This is a genomic window from Gluconobacter potus (genome assembly GCF_015244705.1).
Taxonomy (GTDB): domain Bacteria; phylum Pseudomonadota; class Alphaproteobacteria; order Acetobacterales; family Acetobacteraceae; genus Gluconobacter; species Gluconobacter potus.
In genome coordinates, this window is sequence record NZ_JABCQF010000003.1 from 113,385 (window position 1) to 126,452 (window position 13,068).

Below are 13,068 nucleotides of genomic sequence, written 5' to 3' on the forward strand. Positions count from 1 at the left end.
TGGGCTGCGGCCTGACTTCACCGTGCGTCCTGAAATCCGTCTTGAGGGCATTTCCGGCCTTGTGAAAACCGGAACACGAGATCGCAGACCGAACAAGGCGGCTGCTACCATCCGAGGAACCTTGCACGGCGCTCCCTGTCAAGTCCTCCCGGACAGGAGCAGTCCGGAAAACTGCCCTGCACCGGCGCACTCAGCAGGCAGCCCGACAAACAAGCCAACAAACAAGATTGTGTCCCCCCCGCGAAAACCGTATCACTCAGCACCCATGTCCCATCGTGATGCCAAGACCCCGAACGGCCGGCGCGGTCACAACCGTCCTGTCCTGGAGGGAAATGCCGATTTCCCGGCTTTCCAGCCGACAACGTCGTCCTCGCTGTACAGCCGCCTGCGCTGCATCAGGCGGCTGTCGCTTGTCCTGATCTGGGCATTCTGGGTGTGCTGCATCCAGGCCATCCTCATCCGTCTTCCCGGACGCCTGAAGATCCTGATGCCGCAGTTGCTCTGGAAAGGCGTGTGCCTGATCATGGGAATCAGGACCACCGTCATCGGCCAGAGCGCTGGCGGCGTGCGGAGTGCAAAGGATGTCCGCAGCGGGCAGCGTCCGGTCGTGTTCGTGGCCAATCACTGCTCCTGGCTCGACATCATCATCATCGGCAGCGCCCTGCCCGGCGTGTTCGTCGCCAAGGGCGAAGTCGGGAAATGGCCTCTCATCGGCACGGCCTCGCGACTGGGCCGGACGATTTTCGTCAGCCGCAACCGTCAGGACACCGGCCGCGAACTGCAGGACATGGCGGCACGCCTGTGGGACGGAGACGACATCGTCCTGTTTCCGGAAGGCACATCCTCCGACGGCTCGCGGGTCCTTCCGTTCCTGTCATCGTTCTTTGCCGTCGCAAAACCCGGCCGGCTGGAACAGGCTGGGCTTCCCAAGGCCCCTCCGGTCCTGATCCAGCCCGTCTCAGTGGTCTATGACCGCCTTGAAGGCCTGCCGGTCGGGCGCAGCCGTCGGAATGTCTTTTCATGGTACGGGGACATGGACCTTGCCCCCCATCTCTGGTCGTTCGGGCAATGGCGTTCGATGGGCGCCTCGCTGATGCTACATGATCCCATCAATCCCGAGGATTACCGCTCCCGCAAGGAACTCGCGCGCGCCACATTCAAGGTCGTCAATGACGGCGCAGCGGAACTCCGTCGCGGCCAGACAGACACGATCCAGTCCTGAAATCTGCGCGAAACCGGGCCCTGTCATCATGTTTGTCTTGACTTGAAGCCTGCCCACACGCCACCTTCGGATCATGACACGGCGGTAATCCAGCCTGCGTGTCCGGAGGTGGTGATACCCATTCAGGCCCGTCTGACAATCCGTCGGCCCGTGACATTCGGTTCGCCGTTCTCCGGAACAGGCTTGACCCCGTGGATGTCTGCCCCGATGTGTGTGCCTGATTCTGCCATTCCCGGACCGAGACCTTGACTGCCCCAACTTCCCCAGCCGTGCCTGCCTCTTCCGACACCGCGCCCACCGGGCCTGCTCCACGGGGCCTTCATGTCATTACATGGGGCTGCCAGATGAATGTCTATGACAGCGCACGCATGGCCGATGTCCTGCGGCCGCTGGGTTATGGCCCGGTCGAGCGCCCCGAAGACGCCGATATGGTCATCCTCAACACCTGCCATATCCGCGAACGGGCAACCGAAAAGGTCTTTTCCGAGCTTGGTCGCCTGCGCAAGATCCGCGACGAGCGGATGAGCCATGGGGCTGACCGGACCATCATCGCGGTTGCGGGATGTGTGGCCCAGGCGGAGGGTGAAGTCATCCTCTCCCGCGCGCCTTATGTGGATCTGGTGCTCGGGCCGCAGACCTATCACAAGCTGCCCGAAATGGTGGCTCGCGCCGCCCGTGCGGGTGGGGCTGTGATCGAGACGGATTTCCCGGTCGAGCAGAAATTCGATTTCCTGCCCACGGATGCCGCCCCACAGACACAGGGCAATCTCACGGCGTTTCTCACCATTCAGGAAGGCTGCGACAAGTTCTGTTCGTTCTGCGTCGTGCCCTATACCCGTGGTGCGGAAACGAGCCGCCCGGTCGCTTCGGTTCTCGCCGAAGCCCGCCGGATGACGGAAAGCGGCGTACGCGAGATCACGCTGCTCGGGCAGAACGTCAATGCCTATCACGGCGATGACGGCAAGGGCGGCAGTGCGACGCTGGCGGGACTGGTCGAACAGCTCGCGCAGATCCCCGGTCTGGGCCGCATCCGCTACATGACGTCCCACCCCCGCGACGTGGATCAGAGCCTGATCGACGCGCACCGGGACAATCCCGCACTCATGCCGTTCCTGCATCTACCGGTGCAGAGCGGCTCGGACCGGATCCTCAAGGCCATGAACCGCGGCCATACGGCGGACGAATATCGCGAGAGCGTTCGCAAGCTGCGTGAGGCCCGTCCGGATCTAGCCCTGTCTTCCGATTTCATCGTCGGTCATCCCGGCGAGACGGAAGAGGATTTCGAAGCGACGATGCAGCTCGTGCGCGATATCGGTTTCGCCATGGCCTACAGCTTCAAATATTCCCCACGTCCTGGCACCCCAGCTGCTGGCCAGCCGATGCAGGTGCCCGAGGACGTGAAGGATCGTCGTCTGGCCGAACTGCAGGCGCTTCTGCGCGAACAGCAGGACGCCTTCAATGCCGACATGGTCGGAACGGTGCAGGAAATCCTGGTGACGAACCGGGGCCGCAAGCCCGGGCAGATCGCCGGGCGTTCGCCTTACCTGCAACCCGTTCATTTCGACGGGCCGGATCATCTGATCGGGTCCACCGTCAAGGTCGCCATCACCACGCGCCGCACCAACTCCCTGGGCGGCACCCTGATCCGGGAGACAGCCTCCGCTTGCTGACAACGCACCCGACCCGTCCCGTCGCCACCAGCAGTGGCTCCGAAGGCAACCGCACCGTTGCCCTTCGCTTCAACGACAACATCCTGCTCCAGCGCCTGCTGGGGGACCACGACCGGCATCTCGTCCGGCTTGAGGAAGGATTCGACGTCAAGCTGTCCTGTCGTGGCAACAAGATCGCCATTTCCGGAGAGACGGAATCGGTCGGCCGCGCACAGGCGGCCATCATCGCGCTGTACAACCAGCTCGAACAGGGCGGCACGATCGATGCCTCGCAGGTCGATGGCGTGATCCGCCTGACGGCCCTGCCGAGCCGCCCGGAACGGCCGGTCGACACGAGGCAGGCCCGGCCCGCTCCCGAAGAACGCCCGCGTGGCAACAACGGTCATCGGCGCCCGGAAAAGGGCCATGGCAAGCCGCATAACGCGCCCGCAACGGCATTCGGGGATCTGCCCGCCATCAAGACCAAGCGCGGCGTCATCGCACCGCGTTCGCATGGTCAGGCCGCCTATATGGAAATGCTGGCCAATACCGACATGGTGTTCGGCATTGGCCCGGCCGGTACGGGCAAGACCTATCTGGCCGTGGCGCAGGCCGTGGGCATGCTGCTGGCCGGACAGGTGGACCGGATCGTGCTGTCGCGCCCGGCCGTTGAGGCTGGTGAGCGCCTCGGTTTCCTGCCCGGCGACATGCGCGAAAAGATCGATCCCTATCTGCGTCCGCTCTATGACGCCCTGCATGACATGATGCCGGGCGATCAGGTGGTGCGCCGCATGGGGACGGGTGAGATCGAGGTGGCGCCGCTCGCCTTCATGCGCGGACGTACCCTGGCTCATTCCTACGTCATTCTGGACGAAGCCCAGAATACGACCGCAGCCCAGATGAAGATGTTCCTCACCCGCATGGGCGAAGGCACACGCATGGCCATTACGGGCGATCTGAGTCAGATCGATCTGCCGAATGGTGTATCATCCGGTCTGCGTGAAGCGGTCGAGACCCTCGAAGGCATCAAGGGAATCGGCATCACGCGCTTTTCTTCAGAAGATGTGGTGCGCCATCCGCTGGTTGCCCGTATCGTCGATGCCTATGAACAGAAAGCGCCAGCCCCCCGGGACGTGTTCCGGAACAGGCTGCGCCGGGAAAACAATGGAACCTCCAAGTCGACACGCCGGTACTGACATCATCATCGAGGACGCGCGCTGGCGCGCCTCGGTTCCGGGGACGGAGCGTGCAATCCGGCGCGCCCTCGTCGCGGTCGCCCGTCAGGGTGGACCCGACTTCACGCAGTCTCCGGCTCCTTCGATCCTTCTGGCGACAGACCGGATCGTCAAGCGCCTCAATGCGCGCTTCCGGGACAAGAACAAGCCCACGAATGTCCTGACGTTCGAGCCTCTCTCGCCCATGCATGGCGGAGACATCGTGCTGGGTTACGAGACGGTACGCCGCGAAGCAGCGGCTGCCCGGCGCTCACTGAGGGCGCATCTGTCGCATCTTGTGGTGCATGGCGCACTGCATCTTGCCGGTTACGATCATCATCATCCCGGCGAGGCCCGGGAAATGGAAGGAATTGAGACCCGTACCCTGCGGTCCCTCGGTTTTGGGGATCCTTGGCGCCAGGGGAACTGGCAGCAGGCTGGGAGTGTCCGGATATGAGTGACGATTCACACGACCGCCCGACCGAAGAGTCGGGCAAGAGCCGCCCTTCCCGCGGCCTTTTCGGACTTTTCAACCGCCGCGGGCGCGATCAGGGCCTGCGCGAGTCCATCGCCACCCTCGTTCAGGAAGCCGGACAGCCGACCGAGGATGCAGGCGACGAACCGGAACTCGACCGGCAGGAACGCGCCCTCATCATGAACGTGCTGCGCCTGCGGGACATCACGGCGGATGACGTCATGATCCCGCGCGCGGACATCGTCGCCATGCCCGAAGCCCTGCCCTTCAACGAAGCGCTCGACCTGATGCGCCGGGAAAACCATTCCCGCCTTCCGGTCTATCGCGACCAGCTCGATGACATCGCGGGCATGATCCATGTGAAGGACCTGATCGCCTATGTCGGCGATCCGGAAGCCTTCGATATCCGCCCGCTCCTGCGTCAGCCGCTGATGATCGCACCGACCATCCCGGTGCTGGACCTGCTGCTTCAGATGCGTCAGCGCCAGATGCACATGGCCCTCGTGATCGACGAATATGGCAGCATCGACGGGCTCGTGACGATCGAGGATCTGATCGAGACCATCGTGGGCGACATTTCCGACGAGCATGACGATCCGGTCACGACCATGTGGGTGGAGCGCCCGGACGGTTCGTTCGACATCGATGCCCGTCTCCCTGTCCGGCAGCTTGAAGAACGGCTTGGCGCCGTACTGACGGATGCCGAACGCGAGGCCGAGATCGAGACGGTCGGTGGGCTGGTCTTCCGTCTGGCCGAGCATGTCCCGGCCAAGGACGAGGTGCTGACCCATGAAAGCGGCCTGGAATTCCGGGTGCTGGATGCGGATGCCCGGCATATCCGCTCCCTGCGCATGCGAGTTCCGGAAGGCTGGGAAAACAAGCCGCTTCCCGCTCTCAAGACGCAGGAAGATGACCGGGGCTCTTGACGGAGGCCCCGGTTCATCGTTCGAGTAGCACATCGTTTCCAGCGGAGCCCCGCCCATGTCTGCCGACCAGCCTCTCGGCCGCCGTACCCTTCTCGTTTCCGGAATGGCCCTTGTGGCCAGTGCGGCCGTGCCGTTTGCACGGGCGGATGACCTGCCCGCCAGCGATCCGCGCATGGGGCCCCGGGTCATCGGCTTGCCGGATGCAAAGGTGATCGTGGACGAGTGGTTCTCGCTGACCTGCTCGCACTGCGCCCATTTCGCGCAGGAGATCTTTCCCCAGATCCGCAAGAACCTGATCGACACGGGAAAGATCCGCTACCGCTTCCATGACTTTCCGCTTGATCAGGTCGCCCTGCTGGCGTCCATGGTCTCACGCTCCCTGCCCGCCGATCGGTACGAGCCCTTCGTGACGGATCTGCTCGACCATCAGGACGAGTGGGCCTTCGCACAGAATATTGACCCCGTGGCTGAGCTGAAAAAGCGCGCGGCGCTGTTCGGCGTGAGTGCTGCCGAATTCGACAAGATCAATGCCGATAATGCCCTGCGCGAGGCCATTATCAACAGGCAGGACCGTGACGGCGCTTTCCTCCAGATCCAGGGCACGCCATATTTCCGCATCAATGATGTTCCCGCGCCCGACGTGGTCGGGAGCTATGATGATTTCGCCAAAGCAGTTGCAAAGGCTTCCTGAATGACCCGTCTTTCCCTTTCCCGCCGCTTTTTCGTCTCTGCCGCGCCGGCTCTCGCCGTGGCCGGAACTGCCGCCGGCACGGCCCGCGCGGCCGGTGCAGGTTCGACCGATGCCCGGCTGAGCCCGCGTATCATCGGCAACCCGAATGCCAAGGTCCTGGTTCAGGAATGGTTCTCCCTGACCTGCACGCACTGCGCGCATTTCGCGACGGAAGAATTCCCCAAGATCAAGGAACAGCTCATTGATACCGGCAAGATCCGCTATCAGTTCCATGATTTCTGCGGAGATCGCGTCGGCCTGACGGCGGCCATGGTGGCCCGCTCCCTGCCGGAAGAGCGTTACGTCCCCTTCCTCGAAGCCCTGTTCTCCAGCCAGATGCAGTGGGCCTTCGCATCCGGTGGCGACCCGATGCAGCGCCTGCAACAGATGTCCGCTCTCGCCGGCGTTTCGGCTGCGCAGTTCGACGCCATCAGCAAGGATAACGTGTTCGCCGAGGCGCTGTTCGATCAGGTCAAAAAGGATTCGGACACCTACAACATCCAGGGCACGCCGTATTTCCGCTTCAACAACACGCATTACGACCAGGATCCGGAAACCTACGAAAAGTTCGCCGATCTCGTCGCCAAGGCGTCCTGATCCGCTAAGGTAGGGCCAGTATTTCCATACCCTGATGTCGAGCCGCGCCACGACGATCGACCGCCTGAGCATTGGCGGTTTCAAGAGTTTCGCCGATGAGGTGCGTCTCGATATCCTTCCGGGCCTGACGGGGATCATCGGGCCGAACGGCTGCGGAAAATCCAATGTCGTCGAAGGCCTGCGCTGGGCCATGGGCGAGACCTCCGCCCGTGCGCTGCGAGGCGGAGAACTCGATGACCTGATCTTCGCGGGCACCGGCGCGCGCTCGGCCCGCAATATCGCTCAGGTCACGCTTCATCTCAGCAATGCGACCGGTCTGGCCCCATCCCCGTTTCAGGACGCGGACGAGCTGGAAATAAGCCGTCGGGCCGAGCGCGGATCAGGCAGCGAATACCGCATCAACGGCCGCGTCATGCGCGCCCGTGACGTCCAGACGCTGTTTGCCGATCTGGCATCCGGCGCGCGCAGTTCCGCCATCATCAGCCAGAACCGCGTCGGCCAGCTCATCGCGGCCAAGCCCGAGGAACGGCGCCTGCTGCTCGAAGAGGCCGCGGGCATCACCGGTCTGCATGCCAGACGTCACGACGCCGAACTCAAGCTGCGCCAGACCGAGACGAACCTCTCCCGCGCCGAAGACCTGCGCCTTCAGCTTGAGGAACGCCTCGAAAGTCTTGAAAGCCAGACCGTCCAGGCCCGGAAATACCGCGAGATTTCCGAAAAAATCCGCCAGACGGAAACCGAGCTTCACGCCCTGCTCCATGCCCGCGCCAATCTGGCCGTCCAGCGCAGCCGGGACGATCTGGCCAAGGCGCGCGAAGACCTGAAAAAGGCCGAGCTGGCCGCCGAAGCCGCCGCCACGGCCGAGTTCGAGGCCCGCAAGGCCGCCCCGCAGGCCCGCGAGGAAACGGACCGTCTTCGCAGCGCTCTGGAGCGGCTGAAGGTCCAGTCCGAAATCCTGAAGCAGGATCTCGACCGCGCCCGGCAGACCGAGTCCGAAACCCGCCTGCGTCTTGAACAGGCCGAAGGAGACCTGACCCGAAGCGAAGCCAGTCTGACGACGGACCGAGAAGCCGGGCAGAAGGCCGCGGAAGAATGTGCAGGCCTTGAAGCCGAAATAGCCGCTCTGCCCGGTCTGCGCTCATCCTGCACAGCAGAGTGCGAACGTCTCGATGCGCTCGAAAAGGAGCAGGCCCTCGCTCTGGAAAATGCGACCCGCCTGCGTGATGCCGAAGCCATCCGCAGGGACGGCGTGATGGAAGGGCTGGATGCCCTGACCCTTCGTCTGGATGCGGAAATCGGCGCGCTGGACGCTCTTGAGGCGGAAATCGCGGCACTGGATCAGGCGACACCCGATAACGATACACTGGAGACGCTGCGTCAGAAAGCCGCGTCGATGCAGGAACAGGCGCAGCTCGCCAGCGGCCGGGAACAGGACTGCACAACCGCGTTGCAGGAGGCGCGCCTCAAGGCCGAGCTGGACGGACGGGCACTGGCTGAAGGCAGAAGCCGCCTCGAAGCGCTTCAGGCCACGGAAGCCGATCTGGACAGACGTCTTCAGACGACCCAGACCCAGATCTCGCAGGACCGGACCACACGGAATACCGCTCAGGCCGCACTGCTGACCGGAGATGCAAGAGCGGATCTTGAAACAGCCCGCGACAACACGGCACAGGCCCTGACCGAAGCCCGCGAGCGCGAGGACCACGCCCGTCAGGAACAGGAGCGGCTCGGCGCCCTCTGGCTGGAAACCCGCGCTGCGGCAGAAGAAGGCACGCAGCGTCGCAAGGCGCTTCTCCGAACCGTTGAACAGGCTCGGCAGTCCCTCGATCAGGCGCGGCAGAAGGTTCAGTTGGCCACTACAACGGAGACAACGGCCCGGGCTGCCCTTGTGCCCGAACAGACCGTTCAGGACGCCCGCAATACCGTCACGCAGACCGAAGAGCGCCTGACAGGTCTGCAAAAGGCTCTCACAGAGGCGGAAGCTACACTGGCAGAGACGCGCGAACAGGAAGCACAGGCCCGGCAGACCCTGTCCGCGCTGGAAACGCTCATCCTGCGCACACAGGGCGAATGCGAAGGGCTGGAGCAGAGCCTCAACGCTGTTGCCGCCCAGCCCGATCCGCTGGAAGACGCGCTGGACCTCCCGGCAGACATGGCCCGCGCCGTCGCGGCAGTGCTGGCGGACGGGCTGGACGCGTCCCTGGCCCCGGACAGCATTCCCGCCGACCGGCGCTGGCGCTCTCTGGACCGGCTTACCGTCGCGGAACTGGCGGGCTGTCGTCCACTCTCGGATCTCGTTCAGGCCCCTGCGGCGCTCCAGCGCTGTCTGGACGCCGCATTCCTGCTTGAGGATGCCAGCGCCGGACCGGATCTGCAAAAAACCCTTCAGCCGGGACAGGTTCTGGTCTGCCGCAGCGGCGCGCTCTGGCGCTGGGATGGATTTACCCGCTCTGCCGATGCCCCGGATGCCGGAGCAGCCCGGCTGGAACAGCGGCGCCGTCTGACGGAAACCCATGCCCTGCTTCAGTCCCATCAGGCCGATCAGCCCCGCCTGAGCCAGACCTGCACCACAGCCATCGAGGCGCGCGAACAGGCCGAAACGGCCCTTGCGGCCCTGCGTCGCGACCGCACAGCGCTTGAGCCGCAGCTTGCTGAAGCCCGGACCGTGGCATCGCGGATCGAGCAGAAAGCAGCCTTGGCCCGCACCCAGTGGGAACAGGCCGCAGAGCGCCTGAAGGACGCCGAGGCTACACTGGAAGCTGCCCAGGGCGCAGCAACACAGGCCGAAGCCGAACTGGAAGCCCATCCCGCTCCCGACGACCTGCTGCTCAGGGCACAGACCAGCGCTCAGGACGCTGAAAACGCCCGCAATGCCCTGCGAAACGCCAGCAGCAGGCTTCAGGATGCACGGAGCGCCGCGGACACCGCAGCACGCGTCCTGGATCAGGCTCTTCTGCGGCATGACAGCACGCTCACCCGCCTGCGGGATCTGGATGAAGGGCTGACGCGGCTGGAGCAGGAACACGAGCGTCTGACGGCCCAGCGTGTTGCACTCCAGCAGCAGGACAACCGGCCCGATATCCCCACACTGCAAGCCGCGTCTCAGGCCTCGCAGCAGGTTTTCGATCAGGCACGTTCCTCTGCCGAGGCAGCATCGCAGGCGGCACGGAAAAGCCGTGAAGACGCCACCCGCCTGACGCGGGAGCTTCAGGCACTCGACCAGTCCGCCGCAACGGCCCTCGCCCGGCGTTCCGCGCTGGAACCGCGTCAGCGGGAGTTGCACGACCTCGTCAGCCGCCTGCGCGACGATCATGCCAGACGAACGGCCGAGCTGGCCGAGAGGCCGGATCCTGCGGTGCTGGAACAGGCAGTTCTGGACGCCACGACGCCCCTTCACGAAACACGCCATCTGTTGGATGCCGCCCGGACCGAAAGCGCCCGCCTGTCTCTTGAAGACGTCCGTCTGACAGGCGCCCTGGCTGCGGTCCGTGCCCGGCTTGAGGCACTCGGCACCCGGATCGCGGGCGAAGAAGCCAGTCTTGCGCATCTCCGCAGCCGACGGGACGAACTGCGGGACAGCTTTCAGACGCACAGCGCAGTCCCTGCCGAGCTGGAACGGAAACTCGCCGGTCACGATCAGACCCTGACGGATGCCCAGAACGCTTATGACGTGGCACGTACCCGGGACGAAGCGGCGGGGGCTGCGGGGCTGGAAGCGCAGGAGCAGCGCCGCAACGCCGACCTGGCACTGGCGGCAGGACGCGAAGCGATCGCACGCCTGACCGAGCGCGCCGAACAGGCCATCGCCGCCCGCGAACGCCTGCTGGCCGACAGCGAACCGCCTGAAGGCGGAGCACAGGGCGCCGCCTACCCCTCCGATCTTTCCGAACAGGCCGAGACCTCGACCCGCCGCCGCCTTTCCCGCCTGACCCGCGAGCGCGAAGACCTGGGCGCGGTCAATCTGCGAGCCGAAGCCGAGTTCGAGGAAGCGCGCGAAACAGCCGAGACCATCGCCCGCGAACACGCCGAACTGACGGCGGCCATCAACAGGCTGCGCGGCGGGATCGGCACGATCAACCGCGAAGGACGCGAGCGCCTGCTGGCGGTCTTCTCGGAAGTGGACCGGCATTTCCAGTCCCTGTTCGCGCGCATGTTCGGCGGCGGACGCGCGCATCTGGGCATGGTCGGCAGCGATGATCCGCTGGAAGCGGGACTGGAAATCTTCGCCCAGCCACCGGGCAAGAAGCTCTCGACGCTCTCCCTGCTTTCGGGTGGCGAGCAGGCCCTGACTGCGCTTTCGCTGATCTTCGCAACCTTCCGCTGCAACCCCGCGCCGATCTGCGTGCTCGATGAAGTCGATGCGCCGCTGGATGATGCGAATGTCGAGCGTTTCTGCTCCCTGCTGTCCGACATGACAAAGGAAGCCGGCACGCGCTTCCTGGTCGTGACGCATCATCAGCTGACAATGGCGCACATGGATCGTCTTTATGGTGTCACGATGCAGGAACGTGGTGTAAGCCGGGTCCTGTCAGTCGATCTGGGGCGCGCCGTCGCGCTTGTGGACGGCTGAGGTCAATTTTCTCAAACAGATAAATTGACGTTGGACCGTTCTGGCCCTTTGATAGAAGGAAAACCGGAAAGCACGCGCCATCTTCGTTGATCCACCCCTTCCCGAACCCATCATGACGCGAATCCGTGAACACGGCATCCGTGTCGTGGGAGACGTGCATGGTGATTTCAACGCTTTCCGTCATGCCACCGCAACCGACCGCTTTGTCATCCAGCTCGGAGACCTCGTCGATCACGGCCCCGACAGCGCCGGCGTGATGGAACTGATGCTCGAACTTCTGGAGCAGCAGCGTGGGCTGTTCATTCTCGGCAACCATGACCGCAAGCTGGGCCGCGCCCTCGAAGGCAGGCGCCTGCGGCGTGACCCCCCGCTTGAGGAGACGCTGCGCCAAATTTCGCTGCCGGAATATGAGGGGCTTCCCGAACGCGCCTACAGGGCTATCGATCAGGCGCCGACATGGCTGCGGATCGGCCGCTCCCTGTTCGTGCATGGCGGATTTCATACGGCCATGCTCTCCCATTCCCCGGTGCCGGGTCTGGGCGAGATGTCCGCGCCGCTGTCCCGCGCCCTTTTTGGTGAAACCACCGGCCGCATGCAGCCGGATGGCTATCCCGAACGCCGCCTGACCTGGATCAACCGCATCCCTGAAGGGATGACGGTCTATGTCGGCCATGACCGCCGCTCGACCGACGGACGCCCCTGGCGCCGGACGGGACGTCTGGGGGGCACGGCTGTCTTTACCGATCTCGGTGCCGGAAAAGGCGGCCATCTTGCATGGATCGATCTGAATGAGCCCTGAGCCCTCCAACATGCCTCACACATCCAAGCCGGCTGCCTCCGACCCTGCCCTGGCCGAACTCGAACGCCTGCGCGCGAGCATCGACAACATCGATGCCGCCCTGATCCATATGCTGGCAGAACGCTTCCGCTGTACGCAGGAAGTCGGAAAGCTCAAGGCCCGCGCCCATCTCCCGCCAGCCGACCCGTCCCGTGAGACGCGTCAGATCGAACGCCTGCGCCAGCTTGCCCGCGATGCCCATCTGGATCCGGATTTCGCCGAGAAGTTCCTGGCCTTCGTCATCCGTGAGGTCATCCGCCATCACGAAGCCATCGCCGCAGACGCCCGCCGGGCATCGGAAGGCTGATGCGCCGTCTCCTGCTTCTGCGTCACGCCGAGGCCGTCCCCCATGTCCTGACGGAGAAGGGTGACCGCGCCCGCGCGTTGACCCCGAAGGGACAGGAGCAGGCCGCCAGCATCGGCAGACAGCTTTCCACACTGGACCTGCCTTCCCCCATCCGGATCCTGTGCAGTCCCGCCATCCGCACCCGGCAGACCGCGCAGGGCGTGCTTGCCGCTTCTGACACGGATGCCTCGCTTGAAATCGAAGACAGCCTGTACTCCGCAACGGCCGACGATCTTTACGGCCTCATTCACGCTACGCCGGAAACCGTCGGGACCCTGCTGATCGTCGGCCATAACCCGACCATCGGCGACTTTGCCTGCGATCTTCTCGGTCTTGCCCTTCAGAGCGCCCGGTTTTCCACGCTCTACCGGTCTTATCCGCTGGCAGGCCTAACGGTTCTGGGCGTTCCGGGGCAATGGCTGGATGTCCGGCCGTCCACGATCCAGCCCATTACGCTCCTCCAATCCTGAAAGAGCGTCCGGAGGGCTTCTCTGGACATAA

Annotated in this window: 11 protein-coding genes; all 11 read left to right on the forward strand. The window is 64.4% G+C overall.

What is annotated here, in order from left to right:
- Nucleotides 1–265: 265 nt before the first annotated feature.
- The 11 genes from HKD31_RS06920 to HKD31_RS06970 all read left to right on the forward strand — a co-directional run bounded on the left by HKD31_RS06920 (nt 266) and on the right by HKD31_RS06970 (nt 13,037).
- Nucleotides 266–1,222, forward strand: a complete 957-nt coding sequence (locus tag HKD31_RS06920; RefSeq protein WP_194264800.1) for a lysophospholipid acyltransferase family protein — start codon at nt 266–268, stop codon at nt 1,220–1,222.
- Nucleotides 1,223–1,491: 269 nt separating this feature from the next.
- Complete coding sequence (gene miaB, locus HKD31_RS06925; protein ID WP_370543906.1) at nt 1,492–2,892, forward strand: tRNA (N6-isopentenyl adenosine(37)-C2)-methylthiotransferase MiaB; 1,401 nt, start codon at nt 1,492–1,494, stop codon at nt 2,890–2,892.
- Nucleotides 2,886–4,067, forward strand: coding sequence for a PhoH family protein (locus HKD31_RS06930; protein ID WP_194264798.1), 1,182 nt, complete (start codon nt 2,886–2,888; stop codon nt 4,065–4,067). Before miaB ends, HKD31_RS06930 begins: the two co-directional genes overlap by 7 nt.
- Nucleotides 4,036–4,542, forward strand: coding sequence for an rRNA maturation RNase YbeY (ybeY, locus tag HKD31_RS06935; RefSeq protein WP_011253520.1), 507 nt, complete (start codon nt 4,036–4,038; stop codon nt 4,540–4,542). Before HKD31_RS06930 ends, ybeY begins: the two co-directional genes overlap by 32 nt.
- On the forward strand, nt 4,539–5,486 hold the full coding sequence (locus HKD31_RS06940) for a hemolysin family protein (RefSeq protein WP_062456716.1): 948 nt from the start codon (nt 4,539–4,541) through the stop codon (nt 5,484–5,486). Before ybeY ends, HKD31_RS06940 begins: the two co-directional genes overlap by 4 nt.
- A gap of 55 nt (nt 5,487–5,541) precedes the next feature.
- On the forward strand, nt 5,542–6,177 hold the full coding sequence (locus tag HKD31_RS06945) for a thioredoxin domain-containing protein (RefSeq protein WP_194264797.1): 636 nt from the start codon (nt 5,542–5,544) through the stop codon (nt 6,175–6,177).
- Nucleotides 6,178–6,813: a thioredoxin domain-containing protein gene (locus tag HKD31_RS06950; protein WP_062496804.1), complete on the forward strand. Its 636-nt coding sequence runs from the start codon at nt 6,178–6,180 to the stop codon at nt 6,811–6,813.
- 34 nt (nt 6,814–6,847) lie between these two features.
- The gene (locus HKD31_RS06955; protein ID WP_194264796.1) at nt 6,848–11,383 is read left to right on the forward strand and encodes an AAA family ATPase; all 4,536 of its coding nucleotides are present in this window, start codon (nt 6,848–6,850) and stop codon (nt 11,381–11,383) included.
- A 112-nt stretch (nt 11,384–11,495) separates the two neighbouring features.
- Nucleotides 11,496–12,182, forward strand: a complete 687-nt coding sequence (locus tag HKD31_RS06960; RefSeq protein ID WP_011253515.1) for a metallophosphoesterase — start codon at nt 11,496–11,498, stop codon at nt 12,180–12,182.
- Between the two features lie 10 nt (nt 12,183–12,192).
- The gene (locus HKD31_RS06965) at nt 12,193–12,528 is read left to right on the forward strand and encodes a chorismate mutase (protein ID WP_194264830.1); all 336 of its coding nucleotides are present in this window, start codon (nt 12,193–12,195) and stop codon (nt 12,526–12,528) included.
- Nucleotides 12,528–13,037 (forward strand): SixA phosphatase family protein, encoded by a 510-nt coding sequence (locus HKD31_RS06970; RefSeq protein WP_194264795.1) that lies wholly within the window; start codon nt 12,528–12,530, stop codon nt 13,035–13,037. The genes HKD31_RS06965 and HKD31_RS06970 overlap by 1 nt, the downstream gene beginning before the upstream one ends.
- Nucleotides 13,038–13,068 lie beyond the last annotated feature (31 nt).

Excerpts from the sequence above, each read along its gene's own strand:
- HKD31_RS06920 (WP_194264800.1), top strand. The coding sequence starts at position 266 with ATGTCCCATCGTGATGCCAAGACCCCGAACGGCCGGCGCGGTCACAAC.
- ybeY (WP_011253520.1), top strand. The coding sequence starts at position 4,036 with ATGGAACCTCCAAGTCGACACGCCGGTACTGACATCATCATCGAGGAC.
- HKD31_RS06940 (WP_062456716.1), top strand. The coding sequence starts at position 4,539 with ATGAGTGACGATTCACACGACCGCCCGACCGAAGAGTCGGGCAAGAGC.
- HKD31_RS06945 (WP_194264797.1), top strand. The coding sequence starts at position 5,542 with ATGTCTGCCGACCAGCCTCTCGGCCGCCGTACCCTTCTCGTTTCCGGA.
- HKD31_RS06950 (WP_062496804.1), top strand. The coding sequence starts at position 6,178 with ATGACCCGTCTTTCCCTTTCCCGCCGCTTTTTCGTCTCTGCCGCGCCG.
- HKD31_RS06955 (WP_194264796.1), top strand. The coding sequence starts at position 6,848 with ATGTCGAGCCGCGCCACGACGATCGACCGCCTGAGCATTGGCGGTTTC.
- HKD31_RS06960 (WP_011253515.1), top strand. The coding sequence starts at position 11,496 with ATGACGCGAATCCGTGAACACGGCATCCGTGTCGTGGGAGACGTGCAT.
- HKD31_RS06965 (WP_194264830.1), top strand. The coding sequence starts at position 12,193 with ATGCCTCACACATCCAAGCCGGCTGCCTCCGACCCTGCCCTGGCCGAA.
- HKD31_RS06970 (WP_194264795.1), top strand. The coding sequence starts at position 12,528 with ATGCGCCGTCTCCTGCTTCTGCGTCACGCCGAGGCCGTCCCCCATGTC.